The organism is Brevundimonas sp. ABV4_179 (genome assembly GCF_056311945.1).
This window is the reverse complement of sequence record NZ_CM149976.1, coordinates 3,362,681-3,384,844: the sequence shown is the minus strand read 5'-3', so window position 1 is coordinate 3,384,844 and position 22,164 is coordinate 3,362,681. Positions and strand designations below refer to the sequence as shown.

At 67.3% G+C, this 22,164-nt stretch carries 19 protein-coding genes; 13 read left to right on the top strand and 6 right to left on the bottom strand.

The window, feature by feature from the left end; all coding sequences use genetic code 11:
* Positions 1 to 52: 52 nt before the first annotated feature.
* On the bottom strand, positions 53 to 1,069 hold the full coding sequence (dusA, locus tag ACYX4P_RS16605; protein WP_248118277.1) for a tRNA dihydrouridine(20/20a) synthase DusA: 1,017 nt from the start codon (positions 1,067 to 1,069) through the stop codon (positions 53 to 55).
* A 272-nt stretch (positions 1,070 to 1,341) separates the two neighbouring features.
* Here dusA and ACYX4P_RS16600 point away from each other — a divergent pair, with 272 nt between their 5' ends.
* The 13 genes from ACYX4P_RS16600 (at position 1,342) to ACYX4P_RS16540 (ending at position 14,131) form a co-directional block, all read left to right on the top strand.
* Complete coding sequence (locus ACYX4P_RS16600) at positions 1,342 to 1,680, top strand: hypothetical protein (RefSeq protein ID WP_248118275.1); 339 nt, start codon at positions 1,342 to 1,344, stop codon at positions 1,678 to 1,680.
* Complete coding sequence (locus ACYX4P_RS16595) at positions 1,677 to 2,117, top strand: DUF1810 domain-containing protein (protein WP_282438845.1); 441 nt, start codon at positions 1,677 to 1,679, stop codon at positions 2,115 to 2,117. Before ACYX4P_RS16600 ends, ACYX4P_RS16595 begins: the two co-directional genes overlap by 4 nt.
* 277 nt (positions 2,118 to 2,394) lie before the next feature.
* On the top strand, positions 2,395 to 3,501 hold the full coding sequence (locus ACYX4P_RS16590) for a glycosyltransferase (protein WP_292047323.1): 1,107 nt from the start codon (positions 2,395 to 2,397) through the stop codon (positions 3,499 to 3,501).
* A gap of 26 nt (positions 3,502 to 3,527) precedes the next feature.
* Complete coding sequence (locus ACYX4P_RS16585; RefSeq protein ID WP_248118273.1) at positions 3,528 to 4,466, top strand: glycosyltransferase; 939 nt, start codon at positions 3,528 to 3,530, stop codon at positions 4,464 to 4,466.
* Positions 4,463 to 5,494, top strand: a complete 1,032-nt coding sequence (locus ACYX4P_RS16580; protein WP_248118271.1) for a glycosyltransferase — start codon at positions 4,463 to 4,465, stop codon at positions 5,492 to 5,494. Before ACYX4P_RS16585 ends, ACYX4P_RS16580 begins: the two co-directional genes overlap by 4 nt.
* Entirely contained in the window at positions 5,491 to 6,591 is a 1,101-nt protein-coding gene (locus tag ACYX4P_RS16575) for an acyl-CoA dehydrogenase family protein (RefSeq protein WP_248118269.1), read from the top strand. Before ACYX4P_RS16580 ends, ACYX4P_RS16575 begins: the two co-directional genes overlap by 4 nt.
* Positions 6,588 to 7,292, top strand: a complete 705-nt coding sequence (locus ACYX4P_RS16570; protein WP_248118267.1) for a PIG-L deacetylase family protein — start codon at positions 6,588 to 6,590, stop codon at positions 7,290 to 7,292. The genes ACYX4P_RS16575 and ACYX4P_RS16570 overlap by 4 nt, the downstream gene beginning before the upstream one ends.
* Positions 7,285 to 7,866, top strand: coding sequence for a class I SAM-dependent DNA methyltransferase (locus ACYX4P_RS16565; RefSeq protein WP_248118265.1), 582 nt, complete (start codon positions 7,285 to 7,287; stop codon positions 7,864 to 7,866). Before ACYX4P_RS16570 ends, ACYX4P_RS16565 begins: the two co-directional genes overlap by 8 nt.
* Complete coding sequence (locus ACYX4P_RS16560) at positions 7,863 to 8,717, top strand: glycosyltransferase family 2 protein (RefSeq protein ID WP_248118263.1); 855 nt, start codon at positions 7,863 to 7,865, stop codon at positions 8,715 to 8,717. The genes ACYX4P_RS16565 and ACYX4P_RS16560 overlap by 4 nt, the downstream gene beginning before the upstream one ends.
* Before the next feature lie 87 nt (positions 8,718 to 8,804).
* On the top strand, positions 8,805 to 12,110 hold the full coding sequence (locus ACYX4P_RS16555; protein WP_248118261.1) for a DEAD/DEAH box helicase: 3,306 nt from the start codon (positions 8,805 to 8,807) through the stop codon (positions 12,108 to 12,110).
* A gap of 107 nt (positions 12,111 to 12,217) precedes the next feature.
* On the top strand, positions 12,218 to 12,409 hold the full coding sequence (locus ACYX4P_RS16550; protein ID WP_248118258.1) for a hypothetical protein: 192 nt from the start codon (positions 12,218 to 12,220) through the stop codon (positions 12,407 to 12,409).
* Positions 12,410 to 12,475: 66 nt separating this feature from the next.
* Entirely contained in the window at positions 12,476 to 13,303 is an 828-nt protein-coding gene (locus ACYX4P_RS16545; protein ID WP_248118256.1) for an alpha/beta fold hydrolase, read from the top strand.
* 24 nt (positions 13,304 to 13,327) lie between these two features.
* Entirely contained in the window at positions 13,328 to 14,131 is an 804-nt protein-coding gene (locus ACYX4P_RS16540; RefSeq protein WP_248118254.1) for an SDR family NAD(P)-dependent oxidoreductase, read from the top strand.
* Positions 14,132 to 14,183: 52 nt separating this feature from the next.
* Here ACYX4P_RS16540 and ACYX4P_RS16535 read toward each other — a convergent pair whose 3' ends face one another.
* From ACYX4P_RS16535 to ACYX4P_RS16515, 5 genes are all read right to left on the bottom strand, one after another.
* Entirely contained in the window at positions 14,184 to 15,077 is an 894-nt protein-coding gene (locus tag ACYX4P_RS16535) for an SDR family oxidoreductase (protein WP_248118252.1), read from the bottom strand.
* Positions 15,070 to 16,917, bottom strand: coding sequence for a glycoside hydrolase family 15 protein (locus ACYX4P_RS16530; protein WP_248118250.1), 1,848 nt, complete (start codon positions 16,915 to 16,917; stop codon positions 15,070 to 15,072). Before ACYX4P_RS16530 ends, ACYX4P_RS16535 begins: the two co-directional genes overlap by 8 nt.
* Positions 16,914 to 17,903, bottom strand: coding sequence for an SDR family oxidoreductase (locus tag ACYX4P_RS16525; protein ID WP_312570477.1), 990 nt, complete (start codon positions 17,901 to 17,903; stop codon positions 16,914 to 16,916). The genes ACYX4P_RS16530 and ACYX4P_RS16525 overlap by 4 nt, the downstream gene beginning before the upstream one ends.
* Positions 17,904 to 18,493: 590 nt before the next feature.
* The gene (locus ACYX4P_RS16520; RefSeq protein ID WP_476070046.1) at positions 18,494 to 20,851 is read right to left on the bottom strand and encodes a TonB-dependent receptor; all 2,358 of its coding nucleotides are present in this window, start codon (positions 20,849 to 20,851) and stop codon (positions 18,494 to 18,496) included.
* A gap of 182 nt (positions 20,852 to 21,033) precedes the next feature.
* The gene (locus ACYX4P_RS16515) at positions 21,034 to 22,161 is read right to left on the bottom strand and encodes an acyl-CoA dehydrogenase family protein (RefSeq protein WP_248118244.1); all 1,128 of its coding nucleotides are present in this window, start codon (positions 22,159 to 22,161) and stop codon (positions 21,034 to 21,036) included.
* Positions 22,162 to 22,164: the final 3 nt, after the last annotated feature.

Here is a 22,164-nt window from a genome sequence, read left to right as displayed (position 1 = left end):
GAACTGAAAGAGGGGATTGTCGCCATCCTGCCCGCCGCTCTTGAAGAATGAGTTACGTCGCCTGATCGCGCCGCGCCTCGGCCTCGCGCACCGCTTCGACGGCGCGATCCAACACCTCCAGCCCCGCGCCCGGCCGGATCGCCTCCACCGTCAGGATGCGCCGGAACGCCCGCGCGCCCGGTCGGCCGTGCATCAGCCCCAGCATATGGCGCGTCATCGCCGACAGGGCGACGCCCTCGCCCAAACGCGCGGCCATGTAGGGCCGATAGCGCTCCACCGCCTGGAAGGCGTCGATATCGGCGACGGCCTCTCCGAACAGGCGCCGATCCGCCTGACCCAGGATGGCCGGCTCGTGATAGGCCGCGCGCCCCAGCATGACGCCGTCCAGCCGCACCCCGTCTTCCTCGGCCAGCAACCTCTCGGCGGCGCCCAGCGACGCGATCCCGCCGTTGATCGACACGTTCAGATGCGGCCGCTCGCGCTTCAACCGACGCACCAGCCCATAGTCCAGCGGCGGCACGTCGCGGTTCTCCTTGGGTGACAGACCTTTCAGCCAGGCCTTGCGCGCATGGACGATGAAGACCGCGATCCCGACGGCGGCGCAGGCGTCCACCGTGGCGAACAAGCTGACCTCGGGGTCCTGATCGTCCACCCCGATGCGGCATTTGACGGTGGCGGGCACGGCGACGGCCTCGCGGATCGCGGCCATGCAGTCGGCGACCAGTTCGGGTTCGCGCATCAGACACGCGCCGAACCGACCCGACTGCACCCGGTCGGACGGGCAGCCGACGTTCAGATTGATCTCGTCATAGCCGAACGCCTCGCCGATCCTGGCCGCCTCGGCCAACTGCGCCGGATCGGACCCGCCCAGTTGCAGCGCCACCGGATGCTCGACCACGTCGAACCCCAGCAACCGCTCGCGATCCCCATGCACCACCGCCGGCGCCGTCACCATCTCCGTATAAAGCAACGCCCGCCCCGTCAGCGCCCGATGAAACGCCCGGCAATGCCGGTCGGTCCAGTCCATCATCGGGGCGACGGAGAGTGTGCGTGCCTGGTCTATCGACATTGTTCCGTAGGGTCAGAGGGGATGGCGTCAGGCCACGCCATTACGCGCTTTTCCGAAGATAATCGCCCCTCTGCGACAACTCACTGGGCCCTTCTGCACCCGTAGCATGGCTTCGATCCGCGGCCAAAAGTCTGTCGGTGGCGCGCCCCCGTTTGGTGTAATGGGCATGTTGCGAGCGAGAACTTCCTGCGGTTCGACAATGCCAAGGCATGGGCGGTCACGCTGGCCGCGAGGAGAGCGGCGCCATTGCGCGTTCTGAGCGTTTTGGGGGGATGACACGGTCTTCGTCCTATCCCGCCACCCCGGACGGTCGGTATTTCGTGGTGCGGGGCCGCCTCTGGCGATGCGCCGATCCCGGTCTATCGGCGCGGGAACGAGACCGCCTCGTCCGCGAGTTGATGGCGGCGCGCCGGGCGGTGCGCTCGGCCGGGGTGAGCGGGGACGCGGACGCGCTGGCCACGGCGCGGCGCGCGGTCGACAAGGCCAAGGTCGGTTTAGGCGAACGGGGACCGGTCTGGTGGGCCGACGGCTCGCCCGATTTCAACCGCCACATGGCGCTGAACACCCCCTATGCAGACTGGTTCGAAGATTTGGGCGATACGCGCGAATGACGGCAGGGCTGAACCGCTTCGTCGAGGCGCAAGACCCGGTGTTCGAGCGGGCGATGGCCGAGCTCGCCGCCGGTCGCAAGGCGGGCCATTGGATGTGGTTCATCTTTCCGCAAGCCCGATCTTTAGGGCGGTCTTCGACTGCCGCCTTCTATGGGATCACATCTTTTGCTGAGGCGCAGGCCTATATGGCGGATCCCGTCTTGAGCGAGCGGCTGCGCCGCGCCGCCCAGACAGCGACAACGGCGCCGGCGGCGTCGTTGCGCCAGCTCTTCGGATCGCCGGATGATCTCAAGTTTCGGTCGTCGATGACGCTCTTCGCCGCCGTGGCGATCAACCCGACCGTGTTTGAGGCGGCGCTCACACGCTGGGCTCTGTCGCCTGATCCGCTGACATCGACTCTCGTGGCGGCCGCCCGGATCGGGCCGGATCGCCTTTGAACAGGAGTTGGCGTTCCGGGCGTTTCGTCGTCGTTGCGCAGTTCAGGCGTCGGCGATGACCCTTGCGCCCTCAGGATGCGCTCGATGCTGGATCCTGACGGCCATAGCCGTATTGTGTGGGGGCGGCGCTGGACGGTCGACCGACAACTCCAGCCTCGACGAGGCCGGGAGCGAAACCGCACACAGGAACGAACGGCCCCGCATCGACTTTGAAACCCAGGCGTAACGCCATGGACCGATCCGAGGGGGATCGGGTTGTCGGTCACGGACGGCATTGATGCGCATCGGCGTTATCGCCCATCTCAAATATCCGATCGCCGAGCCGTTTGCGGGCGGCCTTGAAATGCACACCCATCTCCTCTGTCAGCAACTTCGCAAGAAGGGTCATGCGGTCACGCTGTTTGCGGCGACGCATTCCAACCCGGAGCTGGGTCTTGAAGCCGTCTGCGATCAGACGGAAATCTCGAAGGTCGGCACCGCCGAGGCGAGCGATGTCGCCTTCTTCAAGGAGCATCACGCCTATCTCTCCCTGATGGGCCGACTTCGGCGCAGTGCGTTCGACATAATCCATAACAACAGCCTGCATTATCTCCCGGTCTCGATGGCCGAGACCCTGCCGATGCCCATGGTCACCACGCTGCATACGCCCCCCTTTTGCTGGCTGGAGAGCGGTATTCGCGAGGCGCGCGCGCCGATGGCCAGGTTCGTCAGCGTTTCGGAAGCCATGCGTCGGCAATGGAGCCATGTCCGCGCCATCGACCGGGTCATTCCCAATGGGATCGATTTGCAGCGCTTCGCCTGGGGCGACCGCATCGACGACCCGCCCCATCTGATCTGGTTCGGCAGGATCGTCCCGGAAAAAGGGCTTCATCTGGGGCTCGACGCCGCCGCGCGCGCCGGAATTCCCCTCCGGTTCGCAGGGCCCATCCTGGACGAGACCTATTTCGCCACCGAGATTGCGCCGCGGTTGACGTCGAACACCCTCTATCTGGGTCACCTGGACCACGACGCCTTGTCGCAAGAGATCGGAAAGGCCGCCGCCTTCGTCTGCACCCCTCTTTGGGATGAACCCTATGGGCTGGTGGTGGCGGAGGCCTTGGCGTGCGGCACACCCGTCGCCGCCTTCGCTCGTGGGGCCATTCCCGACATCCTCACAAAGGACTGCGGCGCCTTGGCCCGACCCGACGACGTTGAGGACTTGGCGCGCGCGATCGTGGAGGCCATCAGTCTTTCACGGTCGGCCTGTCGCGCCAGGGCGGAAGCGGCCTGCGACATGGGGCGCATGGTCGACGCCTACGAGCAGCTCTATGTCGAGCTTGTCGAGATGCACCACGCCTCGGCCGTGCGCGCCAATGACGCCGTTGAGGACCGCTTGATCGCATGACGTCGTCTTTGCGTTTTTGCGTTTGCGTGCCCGCCCGAAACGAAAAGCAGCGTCTTCCCGTCCTGCTGGCGGCGCTTGCGGCCCAGGATTATCGCGGGCCCATACCCGTCGCCGTCTGCATCAATAACTCCACCGATGGTTCGGTCGAGGTCGTGCAGGAGGCGGCTGACCGCTGGCGGGAGCGGCTGGACGTCCGCGTCGAGGTGGAATGGTTCGCGCCCCATCGCGCCCACGCCGGCGCCGCGCGGCGCGCGGCCATGGGCGCCGGTCTTGCGCGTTTGGGATCGGCGCCGGGCGGGGTTCTCATCTCGACGGACGCCGACGCCCGCCCGCCGCGGACCTGGTTATCGGCCAATCTCGCCGCCCTCTCCACGGGCGCGGACATGGTCGGCGGACGGCTGGTGATCGACGAGGCTGAAGACCTCCCGCGATCGATGGTCGCCTTGCAGCAGGTATGGGACGCCTATTGGGCCGCCGTCCGCGCCATCGAGGACGATCTTGACCCGTCGCCACACGATCCGTCGCCACGCCATGGCGACCATACCGGCGCTAGCCTCGCCATCACCGCCGAGGCCTATCGGCAAGCTGGTGGCGTGCCGGAGCTGCCGACGGGGGAGGATAGGGGGCTTGTGATCGCGGCCCAGGCCAAGGGCGCACGGCTTGTCCATCCCCTCTCGGTCTGGACGCGGGTCTCGCCCCGCCTTACGGGGCGCGCCGCCGGCGGCATGGCTGAGCACATGGCGCGCCTCTTCGTCCAGGCGCGCGACGGCGATCCGATCCTGGCGCCGGACTTCCGACACTGGCGGCGGAGGGCGGTCTGGCGACGCGCGCAACGCGCCCGCGCCGGCGGCGATCAGGGGTTGTCCCTTCTCGAGGCCCAGTTGGAGCCGATGCCGCTCGATCTGAATCTGCGGTCCTGGGCCGACTGCGCCGACCTAGGCCAGCGTCATGCAGGCGCCGCATGAGCGATTTGATCGGCTATTACGTGCATCATCAGGGCGACGGGCATCGCCAGCGGGCGCTCGAGATCGCATCCGCTGCGCCGGAGCGGTTCGTCCTGCTCGGCACCGGATTGACGGGGCGCACACCGGGCGTCGCCAGCGTCGATCTGGACGATGATCGACCTGATGCGGACGACGCCTTCTCGGGCCGAGACGATGCGCTGGCGAGACCTGACGCCCTCCATTATGCGCCCTATCACCACCCAGGCGTCCGGGCGCGGGCGGCCCGTTTCGCCGACTGGATCGCCCGAACGTCGCCGGCGCTGGTCGTGATCGATGTTTCGGTGGAGATGGCGATGTTGGCGAGGCTCTGCTCCACGCCCGTCGTCTATGTCCGGCTGTCGGGCGATCGGTCGGACCCCGCCCACCTCGACGCCTTTCGGGGCGCGGCGGCTCTGCTCGCGCCTTTCCACGAGACCCTGGACAGCCTCGCGCCGGACTGGGTTCGACAAAAGACGCATTATGTCGCGCCCCGTGACGCCTCCCGTCGCCGCCGAGGCTCAGGCGTTCTGGTCGTCCATGGCCGCGGAGGGCGGCCGCTGGACGGGGCGCGGCTGGTCGAGGCCGCCGCCATGACGCCCGACCGGCTCTGGACGGGCATCGGCCCCATCACCTCTCCGCCTGTCCTTCCGCCGAACCTCCAGCTTCGCGGCTGGATCGAAAGCGTGGCCGAGGAGATGGACAAGGTCGAGATCGTGGTGGGCGCGGCGGGCGATGGTCTGGTGAATGCGGTGATCGCGGCCGACAAGCCGTTCATCTGCCTGCCTGAGCCGCGCGCCTATGGCGAGCAGATGACCAAGGCCGCCGCCCTGGCGCGCGCCGGGGCGGCGGTCGTGCTCGACCACTGGCCGGAGGCGTCCCGATGGCCGGCGATCCTCGAGGGCAGTCTGGCCCTGCGCGCGTCCGACCGCCAGGCCGTCACTGGCGAGGGGTTGAAGGCGGCAGGCGAATGGCTGCTCGGCCTTGCATCGAAAATGCGAGGCCGCGCGTGAGCCACCTGACCAAGGCCGCCGGGAAGGCGCCGCTGATCGACCTTGAACGTCGGCTTGCCGATCTTGGCGCGCGTTACGACGCTTCGCCGCACTATCCCATCGAGAGCATGACCCTGCTCGCGCGTCAGGGCTGGGGCCGACGTTTCGCGCCGGTGGAAAGCGGCGGGACGGTCTACGACGGACCGGCCGGCAGGGCGCTCGCCCTGATGGACGCCTTACGATGCGTCGGGCGGGCCGATCTCAGCGTAGGGCGACTATTCGAAGGCCATGTGAACGCCCTGGCGCTGTTCGATTGGTATGGCGATACGCGCCAGAAGGCCTGGCTCGGCGCCGTTCTGGCTCAGGGCGGTTGGTTCGGCGTCTGGGCGACGGAGCCGCCGCCCGGCGTTCGTCTCATCGGCGATCGTCTGCACGGCGCCAAGATGTTCGCAACGGGCGCGGGCGGTTTGCGCCATGCCGTCGTCACCGCCCAACCCGAGCAGGGCGCTCGTCAACTGATCATCGTGCCGGCTGACGAGGCGGAGCGCGCCGACCTGAGCGGCTGGCGCGTGCGCGGCATGCGCGCGACGACCAGCGGGCGCTATGATCTGACAGGGTTGGAGATCGAGCCCGAACAGCGGCTGGGGCGTGCGGGCGATTATGATCGCGAGCCGCGCTTCACGGCCGGTGCATGGCGCTTCACGGCGGTGCAGCTGGGAGGAATCGAAGGCCTGGTCCTGGCTCTGCGCGAGGCCCTGTCCGAGGCTGCGCGGGGCGATCCGATCCAGCGCGCGCGGTTCGCCGATGCGGTCGTGGCCGCGCGAACGGCTTGGCTTTGGGTGCGCGAAGCCGCAATGCGGGCGGCGTCCGAAGCGCCGGACGCCGAGGATTTCGCACGCGCCACGCGGGGCGTCGTGGAACGCAGCGCCCTGGATGTCATGGAGTTGGCGGCGCGGGCGGTGGGGACGCGCAGCGCCTTCGACGGGGAGCGGATCGACAAGATCAGCCGTGATCTGAGCCTCTATCTGAGGCAGGCAGGACCGGACTATGCGAAGGACCAGGCGGGGCGGACCTGGCTGGACCGTGATCTCTGGGGCGAGGGCGACGCCCTATGGTGAGCGCAAAGACCGGTCGGTTGGCGACCCTGGCGCTGGAACGCTCGCCTTGGCGATCCGCGCGTTGGCTGGTCATCGCGCCGCACGCCGACGATGAGACGCTGGGCGCTGGCGCTCTGATCCATCAAGTCGCCGAGACTGGACGCCTGGCGGGGGTCGTGGTCCTCACCGACGGCGCTGGCTCGCACGATCACCCCGACGCGGCCTCGCGCGCACGGTTGGTCCGGCTTCGACGCCTGGAGGCGGGGCGCGCCGTCCGACGCCTGGCGGGGTCGGCGGCCGCGTCGCCGGTCTTTCTGGATTGGATGGACGCCCATCCTGCCCCGCCCGGCAGTCCGATGTTCGAGGCCGCTGCGCGTCGCCTCGCCACGCTGTGCCGTGATCGGCGCGTGGATGCGATCGCCGTCACAGGGCCGGACGACCCGCATTGCGATCATCAGGCGGCGGCCGGGCTCACGCGCCACGCGGCGGGGATGGCCCGTCGGCCTGTGGCGGTGTTCGACTATGCGGTATGGGGGGCGGCTTCGTCCGGGGCGAAGGTGCGGATCACGACGCGACCTTTGAGCGCCGGCCTCAGGGCCTATGCCTTGTCGGCCCATCAAAGCCAGCTGACGCCGAAGTTCGGCAGAGGGTTCCGCCTCGACCGGGCTGGGCGTCTGCGCGCCGCCTCCGACACCCTGTATCGGCGCGACGCCTATGGCTGAACGCTCGCTCCCCCCGGCCTATTTCGAGGATATCTTCGCCGGCGACGCCGATCCATGGGATCTGGCCTCCAGCCCCTATGAGGCGGCCAAGTTCGACCGCACGATCGCCGCGCTGTCTTCGCGGCGGGCCGCTTGCGCCCTGGAGGTGGGCTGCGCGGGCGGCGTCCTGACTGAACGGCTCAGCGTGATCTGCGATCATCTGGTGGCGATCGATGTCAGCCCGACCGCGCTTTCGCGGGCGCGACAGCGTCTGTCGGAACGGCCGAATGTCCGGTTCGAGACCGCCGCCTTTCCCCGCGATTGCCCGGTTCTTGAAGGTCTGGATCTCGTCGTCCTGTCCGAGGTGGCCTACTACTGGAGCGACGCCGACCTCGACCTGGCGGCGCGCCGCATCGCCCAGGTCCTAGTTGGGGGCGGGCGCCTCCTTCTCGTCCACTGGACCGGCGACACGGACTATCCCCAAACCGCCGATGCGGCCGTCGAGCGGCTCTGGATTGGATTGTCTGACATGATGACGGTGGATGTCGCCGAGCGACATCCGAACTATCGGCTGGATCTCTGGAGCCGCCAATGACGACGCTGTCCGCCCTGACGCTCGTGCGCAACCGGCAGGCGCACCTGGACCGGCTGGTCGAGGGGCTGAGCCTGAGCGCGTCGCCGCCCGACGAACTGATCGTGATCGACATGAGCGACGCGCCCGTGACCCTGCCGCTGCTGGACTTCCCGGTCTCGGTCAAACGCCTGCCCGGCGGGGTCTTGCCCCTGGCCGCCGCGCGCAATCTCGCCGCCGCCTCGGCCGCAGGCGACGTCCTCCTGTTCCTGGATGTGGATTGCATCGTGTCGTCGGCGGTCTGCGGCCGGATGAAGGCCTTGCTCGCCGATCACGACGCCGTCGTCTGTCCGGAGGTGCTCTATCTTCCCGCCGACGCCATCCCGCCCGGGCCGCTCTCGACCACGGAGCTGAAGACGGCCGGGCGTCCCCACCCTGTGCGGCCTTTCCCGCAGGATGGCGAACGACTGGAGTGCAATCCCGGCCTGTTCTGGTCGCTGGCCTTCGCGCTCCGTCGCTCGACCTTTCATAGGATTGGCGGCTTCGACGAGGCCTATGTCGGCTACGGGGCCGAGGACACCGACCTGGGCTTTCGCATCGCGCGAGACGGCCTGCCGCTCCTCTTCGCCGGCGGCGCGCCGGTCTTCCACCAGCATCACGAGGGCTATGATCCGCCTCTGCAGCACTTCCAGGCCCTGATCGCCAACGCCAACCGCTTTCACGCTAAGTGGTCGATCTGGCCGATGGACGGCTGGCTACGCGCGATGGCGGAACGTGGCCTGATCGATTGGTCATCGGACCGATTGACGATCCGTCGCGCGCCTACCCCGCACGAGATCGCCGCCGCGCGCAAAGGTCCTGCGGATCCCTTCTGATGCGCCTCGGGCGCGCGCGGTCGCGATTGCTGGGACGGGCGTACGGAAGCGGGCGCAACCCCGGCCGATCCTTGGTGTTGAGCCAGGATGATCGCCTCACCCGACATCCCCGACATGACCGCCACGGGCCAACAGGTTCTGGTCGAGGGGCCAGTGCCTCGCCCCGACGATCGGAAGGATTGGAAGATGCCGGCGTCGGCCGTTGCAGCCGCACTGGCGCAAAGGGAGACGACGCCGTTGCAGCCTGTCGTCTTTGTCGCAACGAGCGAACGTCGTGCTGACGAGATCGCGGCCGCGCTCGCCGTCATGGTCGGTGACGCCGAAGTTCTGGTCCTGCCGCCTTGGGATTGCCTGCCCTATGACCGCGCAGCGCCCTCGCGTGAGAGCATGGGCCGGCGAATGGCGGTCTTGGCGGCCTTGGCCGAAACGGGCGACCGTCGGACCTTTCTGATCACCTCTCCGGACGCGGTGGCGCAACGCACCCCGCCGCGTGAACGGATCGACGCCCGCCTGCGTGTGAAGGCCGACGAGACGCTGGATCGCGCGGCGTTCGAGACCTTCCTGCGCGATGCGGGCTACGCGGCGGACGAGCGCGTGGATGAGCCCGGCGAATATGCGGTGCTGGGCGCGGTGATCGATGTCTTCCCGCCCGCCTCGGCCCAACCCTATCGCCTGACCCTCGATGAGGCGGACCGGATCATCGAGATCCACGCCTTCGATCCCGTGTCGCAGCGTCGAGAGGCGGAGACCGCGACGCTCTGTCTGACGCCAGCCTCCGAATGGGGGCCAGGCGCGGGTGCGCGCGACGACCACGACGATCCCGATGCGAGGGCGTCGCGGGACGGGGCGCGCGCGACGACGGTGTTCGATTTCCTCGCCGACCCGGCGATCCTGACCGACATCGGTCTGGATGATCGGTTCGCACGCCTAGGCGCGCAGGTGATCGAGGCCTATGACACCCGCCTGCGGTTCAGCGACGGCGCGCCGCCTCTCCAACCCGACCGTGTCTATTTGTCGGACGCCGAGATTGGTCGGGCCTTGAAAGGTGCGACGACCTTGGCCGTCGAGACCTTCGCGTCGGCGCCCGTCTTCGCCTTGGAGCGAGCGCCAGGGCGGGCGCTGAAACGCTTTATCGCCGACCGGTGTGACGCGGGCGATCGCGTGGTCCTGACGGGATTAGCGCACGAGCACCGAAGTCTCGCGCGGTTGCTTCGCCGCCAGGGCGTCGAGGCGCCCGTGGCCCTGGAGGACTGGGACGCGATCGCGTCGCTCGCGCCGGGGCGGATCGGCCTTGTTGTCGCTGACCTGGACACCGGCTTTCAACAGCGGGAAGCCGGTCTCGTCGTCGTGACCCCGTCGGACATCTTCGGCGGCCGGATCGCGCGCGGATCTTCCGGTTCCGTCGACGCTTTCGGGGACACTGAACTTCGGCTGGGCGATGTGGTCATTCATGAAGACCACGGCCTTGGCGTGCTGAAGGCGCTGGAATGCGTCACCGCCGACGGGATGGAGCGCGACGTCTTGCGCATCGAGTATCACGGCGGGGGCGCAGTCCTCGCGCCGATCGAGGAGTTCGGCAAGATTTGGCGTTACGGCTCGGAGCCGGACGCGGTGTCGCTGGATCGGCTGAACACCGAAGGCTGGCTCAAGCGTCGCGCCAAGGTTAGCGCCCAGATCGACGAGGCCGCGGCGGCCCTGTCCGCCCGGGCCGAGGCGCGCGCGGCCTTGAGGACGGAGCCCATCGCGCCGCCACGTCAAGCGCTCGCGCGCTTCGCCGCCGGCTTCGCCTTTCCCGAAACGCCAGATCAGGCGCAGGCGATCGAGGCGGTTCTGGCCGATCTCGGCTCGGGCAAGCCCATGAACCGGCTTGTCTGTGGCGACGTCGGTTTCGGCAAGACCGAAGTCGCCTTGCGCGCTGCGGCGGCCGTGGCCCTTGCCGGAAAGCAGGTCATGGTGGTCGCGCCGACGACGGTGCTGGCGCGTCAGCATTTCGAGGTCTTCAGGAAGCGTTTTAAGGACCAGGACATCCAGATCGGACATCTGTCGCGGGCTGCGGACGCTGCAGAGGCGAAGGCGGTCAAGACGGGGCTGGCGGACGGGTCCATGCGGATCGTGGTCGGCACCCAGGCCTTGGCGTCGGATGCGCTGGAGGTCCAGGAACTCGGGCTGGTCATCATCGACGAGGAGCACCGTTTCGGCGCCCAGATGAAGGCGGACCTGGCGCGAAAGGCGCCGCATCTGCTGTCGATGTCGGCCACGCCGATCCCGAGGACCCTGCAGGGCGCCCTGGTCGGAATCCAGGACGTCAGCCTTATCGCCAGCCCGCCCGCCCGCCGTCGCCCGATCCGAACCTTCATGACCCCGTTCGACGCGGGCGCGGTGCGCCTGTCGCTGATGCGGGAGAAGGCGCGCGGCGGACAGAGTTTCGTCGTCGTGCCGAGAATTGACGACATCGAACCCCTGGCGCAACGTCTGAGAACCCTGACGCCCGAACTATCGGTGGTGTCGGCGCACGGCGACCTGGGGGCCGCTGAAATCGACAATGTCATGAGCCGCTTCTCCGACGGGGAGGGGGACGTGCTTCTGGCGACGAACATCATCGAAACCGGCCTCGACGTGCCACGCGCCAATACGATGCTGATCTGGCGGCCGGACCGCTTCGGCCTGGCCCAGCTTCATCAGCTTCGTGGCCGTGTCGGACGAGGGCGGCGACAGGGTTTCACCTATCTGCTTTCGGATCCCGATGCGCCGATGGCGCCGACGACGGAAGCCCGTCTGCAGACCTTGGAAGCCCTCGATCGGTTAGGGGCCGGGTTTGCGATCAGCGGACGCGATCTGGACCTGCGCGGCGGCGGCGATCTGGTGGGCGAAGAACAGGCTGGACACGTCAGGCTGATCGGCTCGGCCCTCTATCAGTCTGTTCTGGCGCGCGCGCTCGCTGCGGCGAAAGGCGACCGCGGCCCCGATCAGGCGGCTCCCAGCCTGAACGTCGGCGCGACCGGGGGCTTCCCAGCGGACTACATCCCCGACGCGACCGTTCGCATCAATCTGTACGCCCGACTGGCGCGCGCAGGAACGGCCGAGGACGTCGACGCCTTGCGAGACGAGGCGGAGGATCGGTTCGGCCCGCTTCCAGACCCTGCGGAGGATCTGTTCGCCTCCCGCCGCCTCGCGGCGCTGGCCCGAGACGCCGGCGTCACCGAGATCGTGTCGGGTCCGAAGGCGACGGCGTTGCGGATTGCTGAAGCGCGCCGACGCGATATGGAGACGGCCTTTCCCGCGCGCGATGACCGGCGCTGGTCCGACGGCCGTCTCATCGTGGAGGCCGCCAACGACCGACCCCATGATGCGGTTTTCATTGAACGGCTTCTGACCGAACTCGCGGCGGCCTGAGGACCAGACGCCTTGCATCCGATTTTGACGTCCGAGGTCGGTTTTGTCGGGAGCCATTGCGACGCTGGCGCGCTGATCGACCGCACCCGATTGCGGTGGTCAGGAGAATGTCCATGAGCCCCAAAGGTCGGATCAAGGAAGCCGCGGGCTTTCTGAGAGAAGAACTGGACGAACAGGGCGACAGCGCCGAAGCGCAGCGCAAGGTCCCGGCAGGTCGCGATCTGCGAAATGAGGCTCGTATCGAGGACGGCAAGGCGCCGAAAACGAGCGAGCCAGGCGCCGGTCATCGCAAAAACTAACCGCACGAACCGCCCGCCGATCCACGGCGCGCGGTGTCGTGTCTTCGCTCTCGAAAAGCCGTCTCAATGCGCCCAGACCCTCGCACCACTATCGTATTCCTCCATTCGTTGGGTGCAAGCCGTCGCGAATGGGACGACGTCATCGGCCGGCTCTCCGATGAAATGCAGACGGTCGCGATGGATATTCCGGGGTTCGGCGACCGAGCAGCGGAAGGCTATTGCGATGTGCAGGTCGTGCTCGACGATCTTTGCCGCCGTCTGACCGATCTCGATCTCGCGCGCTGGGTCATCGTCGGCCACAGCATGGGCGGCAAGTTCGCGACCCTGATTGCGGCGCGCGCGCGCGACGGGGCGGCAGGTTTAAGCGGGCTGCTTGGCGTGGCGCTTGTCGCCGGTTCGCCGCCGTCCTCGGAGCCGATGGACGAGGATCGGCGCGCCGACATGCTGACTTGGTTCGACGATCCAACAGAACTGGAGGGCAGGGGGCGCCGGTTCATCGAGGCCAATACCGCCAAGGGCCTGCCGCAAAACGCCTTTCAACAGGCGCTCACAGATTTTCGCCGGACGTCGGCCGACGCCTGGCGGGGATGGCTGGCCTACGGATCGCGCGAGGATTGGTCCGCCCAGGCCGGCGTCATTCCTTTGCCTGCCCTCATCATCGCCGGCGCGGAGGACGGGGATCTGGGCGAGGCGGCGCAGCGCCGGTGCAATGCGCTGCATTTCGGTTGGCCCCAAGTGGTGGTCGTGCCGAAGGCGGCGCACCTGATCCCCCAGGAACAGCCGGAGCGTCTCGCCGACCTGATCCGAGACTTCACCGAGATGGCCGGCGCGACCGCGCAATCCGGCCCTGACCCTGATGGCCGTGGCCCTGCGCACGGCCGATCACTTCCTTGAACGTCAACAAACAGGAGAGTTTTAATGGACCTCGGGATCAAGGGGCGTGTCGCCCTGATTTCCGGCGCCGATTCCGGCATGGGCAAGGAGACGGCGCGGCTGCTGCTGGAAGCCGGCGTGCGGGTCGCGCTGACCGACAAGCCGGACGGGACGCTGGACGAGGCCGTCCGAGAGCTTTCCGCCTTGGGCGAGTGCATCGGCGTGACCGGCGACGTGACCAAGGCTGACGATGTCGAACGGCTTTGGGCGGAGGTCAGAGACCGCCTGGGCGATCCAGACATCTATGTGAACGCAGCAGGCGTGACGGGCGCGACCGGCGACTTCCTGGACGTTGATGACGCCGGTTGGCAGGAGACGCTCGACATCAATCTGATGGGCGCGGTGCGGATGTGCCGCCAGGCCATTCCGGCGATGCGTCGCGCGGGCTGGGGACGTATCGTCCTGTTCGCCTCGGAGGATGCGGTTCAGCCCTACGTCGATGAACTGGCCTATTGCGCCTCGAAGGCCGGCATTCTCAGCCTGGCGAAGGGGCTGTCTAAGGCCTACGGCTGCGACAATGTGCTGGTGAACACGGTCTCGCCCGCCTTCATCGCCACGCCGATGACCGACGCCATGATGGAGAAGCGCGCCAAGGAACGGGGCGAAACCTTCGAGGAGGCGATCAAGAGCTTCTTGAAGGAAGAACGCCCCGGCATGACGCTGGATCGCAGAGGCCGGCCGGAAGAGGTTGCGGCGGCCGTTGCGTTCCTGTGTTCGGAGCGGGCCAGCTTCATCAATGGCGCCGGCATTCGAGTGGATTCAGGCTCCGTCGCCACCGTCGCCAGCTAGACGCCGCAGAGACAGCGATTGGCGGCGGGGGCCCCGCCGCCAATGGTTTTTGTCAGGCGACGCCCTTGCCGCCGGTGACGCCGAACACTTCACCGGTGATGTAGCTGCCTTCCTGCGAGGCCAACAGCACATAGACGGGGGCGATCTCGACGGGCTGGCCGGGACGGCCCAGCGGCACCTGTTCGCCGAACTTCATCACCGCCTCCTGCGGCTGCCCGCCGGACGACTGCAGCGGCGTCCAGAACGGACCGGGTGCCACCACATTGGCCCGTACGCCCTTTTCGATCAGCTGGGCGGCGAGCGCCTTGGTGTAGGCGACGATCCCCGCCTTGGTCGTGGCGTAGTCCAGCAGGATGGCCGAGGGCTCATAGGCCTGGATCGAGGCGGTGGTTATGACCGAGGCGCCCGCCGGCAGGTGGGGCGCGGCCGCCTGGGCGATCCAGTGCATGGCGTAGAGGTTGGTCTTCAACGTCTTGTCGAAGTCCTCCGACGTCACCTGCGAGATATCTTCGCGGTATTGCTGACGCCCGGCGTTGATGACCAGAATGTCCAGACCGCCCAGCTCCGATACGGCCTGTTCGACCATTTTCCGGCACCAGGCTTCGTCGGTGATGTCGCCTGGCAGATCGATGGCTTTGCGGCCCTCGGCCTCGATCAGGGCGATCACCTCGGCGGCGTCCTTCTTCTCCGAGGGCAGATAGGACAGCGCGACGTCGGCGCCCTCACGGGCGTAGGCGATGGCCGCCGCCCGGCCGATGCCGCTGTCGGCCCCGGTGATCAGCGCCTTGCGGCCCTTCAGCTTGCCGGCGCCCTGATAGCTGGTTTCGCCGTGATCCGGCTTGGGGTCCATCTCCCGCGCCTCTCCGGGGACGGGCTGAGGCTGGCGGGGGAACGGCGGCTTCGGATATTGCTCGCGCGGGTCCTGCAGGGTCAGGCGATCAGTCATGGAACGTCTCCGTTTCGGGCTGGGGGGAAGAAGTCTGCGCCTGCCCGATGGCGGTCAGGGCGGTCAGATGGGCGAGGTGGCTGAGCCCCTGCGGCATGTTGCCGAGGTAGGCGCCGGTATGCGGGTCGATCATTTCGGTGAGCATGCCCCAACGACCGCCCAGGGCCTGGCGTAGGCCGTCGATGCGCGCCCGCGCCTTGTCCGGCTCGCCCAGGGTCGCCCAAGCTTCGGCGATCCAGAAGGAGCAGGCGATGAAACACCCTTCCTCGTCCTGCATGCCGGTGTAGCGATAGTGGAACACGCCGGCGCCGAGATGGCGGTCTAGCGCCTTAAGGGTCGCGCGAAGCCGGTCCGCGCCGTCGAAGCGGAACCGGACGGCCAGGGCGACGGCGGCGTCCAGCTTCTCGCTGCCGGGATACATGACGAAGGCCTGGAGCTTTTCGGACCAGCAGTGCGTCTCGACCCAGTCGAAGATCCGGTCGCGCTCCCGCCGCCAGCGGTCCCTGCAGGTCGTCGGCAGTTGTCCGCCGTCGGCCAGTTCGACCGCGCGGGCCAGGGCCTGCCAGCAGCTGATCTTGGACATGGTGTAGTGCTGGGTCTCTTCTAATTCCCACATGCCGGCGTCCGGCTGACGCCAGGCGTCCGCGCACTGGTCCGCCAGTTCGGACAACTGTTGGGCGCTGGCGCTGTCCAGAATGTTGCCGCAGCCGACGAAGCGGGACGCCGTCTCGAATATGTCGCCGAACACGCCGTGCTGAGCCTGATCGGCGGCCCGATTGCCCGTGACGACCGGACGCGAGCCCTGATACCCCGGCATGTCCCAGCCGGTCTCCGGCGGCACGAGTGCGCCGTCCAGGCTGTAGCAGACCTTGGCGCCATGGTTCTTCAGCTGCATCAGCAGCCAACTGAAGGCGGCCTTGGCCTCGGCCTGGGCGCCGGCCGCGAGGAAGGCCTCAATCGTGTAGCCCGCATCGCGCAGCCAGGCGTAGCGGTAGTCCCAGTTCTTGTCGCCGCCCAGACGCTCGGGCAGGGAGGTGGTGGCGGCCGCGGCGATGGCGCCCGACGGGGAATAGAGCAGCAGCTTCAACGCCAGGGCGCTGCGGACGAAGTCGTCGCGATACAGGCCGGGGCAGTTCAATCGCGCCGCCCAGTCCCGCCACTCCTGATCAGACAGATCTATGCGGGCGTCGATCTCTTCGATGGAGGGAACGACCAGCGGCTCGTCCCGTCCGGCGACGATGGCCACCGTGCGACGCTCGCCCGCGCCGACGACGATCGTTCCGACAATGCCCTCGTCGGACCAGTCGCACGAGATGCGTGGATCATGCACGAACAGACCAAGCACCCGCTCGACATGGAAGACCGTGTGTTCGCCGATCTTGGAGTGATAGGGATTGGCCGTATCGCCCCGCCGCCCCAGACGCATGTCCAGAGCGAACGTCACCTGACCTTCCAGGCCGTCGATGCGCCGGGCCAGTTCGCACCACGGCAACCGCCCGGCCGTGCCGCTGTTGAGGCTTTCGGTCAGGCGGGCGCGGCCGGCGGCCGTGGTGAATTCCGTTTCCAGCACATTGCTGTCAGACCGATAGCGGCGGGTCGCCGTGAAGGCTTGGGTGGGTGTGATGGAAAACCGCCCGCCGTCAGGATCGAGCAGGCGGTCGAACAGGGGCGGGGCGTCGATCGCCGGCACGCACCACCAATCGATGCCGCCGTCCAGGGCTGACAAGGCCACTGTGCGACCCTCGCCCAAGACGCCGTAATTCTCCAGGGCGGCGTATCCATCGGGCCGTAGCGAGTCTGAGGAACGCGCGGGATGGGGCGTGAAGGGCGTCGCGATCATCGCTTCGAAGACCCGATCGCAAAGCCCGTCGTCAGCGCAAGGCCCGTAAACACGCCGAGCGCCGCGATCTTTAGCGCAGCCGTCTGGCGACTGGATATGAAGCCGATCCACGGCATGATGACCCGTACGGCATCAGGGCCATCAATCGCCGCCGGTCCTTCTTCGGGTTGATCGAGATTGCCCAGGCGAGGAAGTTGGGGCCCGCCCTGCTGCGCGGCGACCATGTCTGCCGCCTTGTGGTCCGCCAGCGCCGGCGCCAGTCGTTGCGCAAGGGCCATCAGCCATGTCGAGCGGCCGACGTAGATCTTGCGGCTCGGGTTCTGCACCGCGGACCAGACCGCGTCCGCGCAGAGGCGGGGATCGAACAGGGGATCGAGGATGATCTGCGCCCGGTCCGTGCGATTACGCGACCACAGCGGCTGGGGCGTGTTGACCGCGGGCAGATAGACAGTGGTCAATGTGACGTTCGAGGAGGCGGCGATCAGTTCGGCCCGGATGGCCTCGGTAAATCCATCGACAGCCGCCTTGGCCCCGCAATAGGCAGCCTGCAGCGGGGCAGGGCGCAACGCCAGGCCTGACGAGATCTGGATTATCGCCCCGTGGTCCTTCGGCCGCATGGCCCGGAGCGCCGCCCGCGTTCCGTAGACCTGCGAAAGATAGGTCGTCTCGGCGACGCGGCGGTAATCAGCGTCGGTCAGATCCTCATCGCGCCCGATGACCGTGGACATGGCGTTGTTGACCCAGACGTCGATGCCGCCAAAGGCTTGCGTCACATCGCGGCCGACCTGCTCGACGAACTCTGGGTTGGAAACATCACCTGCAATGCCAGTGGCGCGGCCGTCCGAGCGTTTCAGCCGTTCGACGGCTTGCGACAGACGCTTGGCCTGTCTGGCGACGACGACGACCTGCCAGCCTGCTTCAGCGAACCGTTCCGCGATCGCCAGACCTATGCCGGCGCTGGCCCCTGTGACGACGATGACCGGCATCGCGATCCCTCTGATCTAACCGTGACTGAAGATTGCGGTCCGGGCCGCATGGGAGGGTCTGACAACGACACGCATCGGGGAAGGTTGCCGTGCGAAAAACCGGGGCCGTCCTGGACGATCCCGAGAACGATGTCGCTCTTGTTGCTGGGCAGGCCGAACATCCGGGATGCGTTCGAGGCCAAAGGCGCAACCGACATTCCATCATGAGAACCGCGGCCACTGTTCGAGCCTGAAGGCCGACGCCTTGCAGTTCGACCTCCAGCAGCGACAGAATGTTGAAGGCGGCGGCCGCCCAGCCGCGCCCCAGCCCTGATAGACCAAGGTCACGACGCATTGGCGCAGGCGTCGCCGGCCAAGACGCCATAGTTTTAGGGATGACTGATCCAGCGTACTGGCGGCCCGCAAGCGACGCCCGCCCTCCCTGGGCCGATCACCCTGACCGGCGTCAAGGGGATGAAGCATAGCTGGAAATGTGCGGCGCGCCACGCCTCGCGCGCTCGGACTGCGGGGCCGCATGGTCCTTGCGAACGGTCTTCACCCGAAAAAAATAGCGCCCCCGTCGAAACGGGGGCGCAGTCAGCGGGGAGAACTTAGAAGGACTTGGTCAGTGTGACGCCGAAGGTTCTCGGCATGCCGGGAATGCGGACGACCGTGTCCACATTGGTGTCGGCGCTCGTCCAGTAGTATTTGTCGAACAGATTCCTGACATAAGCCCCCACGCGCCAGCTGTCGTTCAGGGCGTAGAGCGACAGATTGGCGTTCACGAGGGTGTAGGCGTCGATGTGGAACTCCGGCTCCGCTTCGATGGAGCCTTCGGCGTCCGACAGATAGGCGGCGCTGAGGGTGGCGCTGACGCCCAGGGTCTCGCTGACCGGATGATCCCAGTTCACCAGGCCGTTCACCTGCCATTCTGGCGTGTAGGGGAAGCGGGCGCCGGCGAAGTCGGTGGAGACGCCCGCCCGATCAAAGCCGGTGAATTCGGTGATTTCGGTGCGGGTGTAGGAGGCGCCGATCTTCAGCAGCAGGGACGGCGCAGGCCGCCATGACGCATCGGCTTCGGCGCCATAAACCTCGGACTTGGGCACGTTCAGGATGCGGGTCAGGGTGGTGAAGACCCGGTCGGGGATTTCGCCGAAAAGCTGCTTGTCCTTGTAGTCGTAGAAATAGCCGCTGGTGTTGAACTGCAGGCGGCCGCTGTCCAGCGTCGCCTTCAGCCCGACCTCATAGGCCAGGACCTCTTCCTGACGGGCGGCTTCCAGCTGGGCTTCGTTGTTGGCGGCCAGCACAGGGAAGGCCCCCGACTTGTAGCCGCGGCTGATCGAGGCATACAGAAGCGTGTCGGCGTTGGGCGCGAAGCTGAGGTTCAGTCGGCCCGCCAGACTGTCCTCGTCCAGCGATCGTTCCACGATGGGGACGTTGTCGGTGAAGTTGGTGTTGAAGGTCAGGCATTCGTTCGGCTGGACGTTGGGCGTTGCGCGCACGACGAAGGCGACCCCGGTGTTCCATACCGGCAGGACCCGACCGTCGATGTCGCGGGTGCAGCCCCGGTAAGACAGGCTGTCGTCCGAATACCGCAGGCCGCCCGACAGGGTGAACTTTTCGGCCAGCTTCCAGTCGATGTTGGCGAAGACCGAGGTGGATTGGCTGTCCTGCGCCGTATTGTTCAGGAAGTTGCGCATGCCCGAGGCGATCTGGGCCGGCGTGTACTGGTTCTGGACCACCCGATTGGCGCCGAGGAAGCGCAGCAGCCTGACCGTCGATGACTGGCCGTAATAGGCGAACTGGTCATCGACGATCTTGTCCTTGGAATAGTAGGCGCCGAGGATCCAGTCGACCGGTCCCGCATCCCCCATCAGACGCAGTTCCTGCGAGAAGGAGGTGATCGTGCCGTTCGACCCATAGGCCAGGGTCTCGAACGGCGTCCCGTCCAGGTCGTTGAAGTCGCGCCGACGTAGATCGTTATAGGCGGTGAGGGACACCAGGCTGATGGAATCGGACAGGGCCAGTTCGCCGCGCAGCGCCGCCGACCAGAAGCGCGAATCCGTGGCGAACGGAGGCTTGCCGGCCTCGGGCGCATCCCAGTCCGCGTTCTTTGAGCCGGGGTTGGCGATGATCGCCTTGGACAGTCCGGGGACCGCAAACGCGGCCTGGTCGGGCAGGAACTGGATGGCCTGGGGCGCGACGGTGTCGGACTGGTCGCGCCAGTAGTTGGCGGTGAAGTCCAGGCTGAGCCGGTCGTTGGGGTTGGCGGTCAGGGTCAGACGCGCCGCCGTCCGGTCCTTTTCACCCAGGCGGTCGCCGGGGCGAGAAACGCTTTCCTGCCAGCCTTCGCCCGAGTTTTCGGCGCGCACCGCGATGCGCAGCCCCACCGTGTCCGACAGCGGACCGCTGACATAGGCTTCGACATTGCGCGTCTGATAGTTGCCGATCTCGGCGGTGGCCGAGGCGGCGAACGACTGACCTGGCTTCTGGGTGATGAAGTTGACCAGACCACCCGTGGTGTTGCGACCGTACAGCAGACCCTGAGGACCCTTCAGCACCTCCACCCGGGCCACGTCGAAGATCGGACCGTTGGCCATATAGGGATAGGCGTAGGAGACTTCGTCCACATAGATGCCGACCGGGGAGGTCGACGACAGGTTCGGCGTGTTGAAGCCGATGCCGCGCACCGTGAAGATCGGCGTGTTGGCGCTGGACTTGCTGTAGTTCAGGGCCGGGATGATCTGAACCAGATTGGAGGTGTCGCTGACGCCCGCCTGGGTCAGGGCCTCGCCCGAAACCGCCTGGATCGTCAGCGGCACGTCATTGACCGTTTCAGAGCGTTTGCGCGCCGTCACGACGATGTCGTCCACGGACGATACTGTCTCGGGCTGCGACTGTTCGGTCTGTGCGGTCTGCGCCAGCGCGGCCGTCCCCAAGGCCGGGACAGAGCAAGATGCGATCAGCATCGCGGTAAAATTTCGACCGATTGGTCCCCTCATTGCAATCCTCCCATTGCGTTATCAGAAAACGGTCTGTGCCGTTTGCAGTGACGCTAGGAGATGCGGGCGACGGGCGACCTGTACGAAAGTTGGGGGCGGGGTGCGGCGTCTTGGCAGGACAGGGCGACCGAAGCCGCCCTGCATCAGCCTCAGAGTGCGCGGGCGATCACCATCCTTTGAATGTCCGACGTGCCCTCGTAGATCTGGCACACCCGGACATCGCGATAGATCTTGGCCAGGCCGTACTCCTCCAGATAGCCATAGCCGCCCAGGGTCTGAATCGCGCCGGACACCACGACCTCGGCCAGCTCGGACGCCACCAGCTTGGCCATGGACGCCTCTGTCAGGCACGGCAGGCCGGCGTCCTTGAGAGACGCCGCGTGAAGGACCAGTTGCTGGGCCGCCTCCAGCCGCGCCGCCAGATCGGCCAGGCGGAAACCGACAGCCTGATGTTCGAGGATGGCCTTGCCGAAGGCGACCCTTTCCTTGGCGTAGGCGACCGCGATCTCCAGAGCCGCGCGCGCCATGCCCACGCTCTGGGCCGCGATGCCGATGCGGCCGGTTTCGAGATTGGCCAGGGCGATGCGATAGCCGTCCCCCTCCGCGCCCAGGCGCAGCGAATCGCTGATTCGCATATCGTCGAACGACAGGGCGCAGGTGTCCGACGCCTTCTGGCCCATCTTGTGCTCGGGCTTGGCGACGGTCAGGCCGGGGGTGTCGGCGGGAACAAGGAAGGCGGACAGGCCGCGCTTGCCCGCCGTCGGGTCGGTGACGGCGAAGACGATGGTCAGTCCGCCGATGCGGCCCGAGGTGATGAACTGTTTGGTTCCGTCGATGCGCCAGTCGTCGCCATCGCGCACCGCGCGGGTCTTCAGGGCCGAGGCGTCGGACCCCGCGCCGGGCTCGGTCAGGGCGAAGGCGCCGATGATTTCGCCCGCGCACAGCCGGGGCAGGAAGGCGGCCTTCTGTGCGTCCGTACCGTTGCGCAACAGGGCCGCCACCACCGGCGCGTTGTGGACGGAGACCACGGTCGACACGCCGCCGTCGGCCGCCGCCAACTCCATCAGGGCCAGGGCGTAGGACACATAGTCCGCCTCGGCGCCGCCATGTTCGGCGGGCGCTGTCATGCCCATCAGGCCCAGGTCGGCCAGGTCCTTGAACAGATCGGGCGGATAGGCGCCCGCAGCCTCCCAGGCCGCGGCGTGGGGGGCGATCCGCTCGCGCGCCATGTCGCGCACGGCGTCGCGGATCATCGTCTGGGTTTCGGACAGGATCATGGT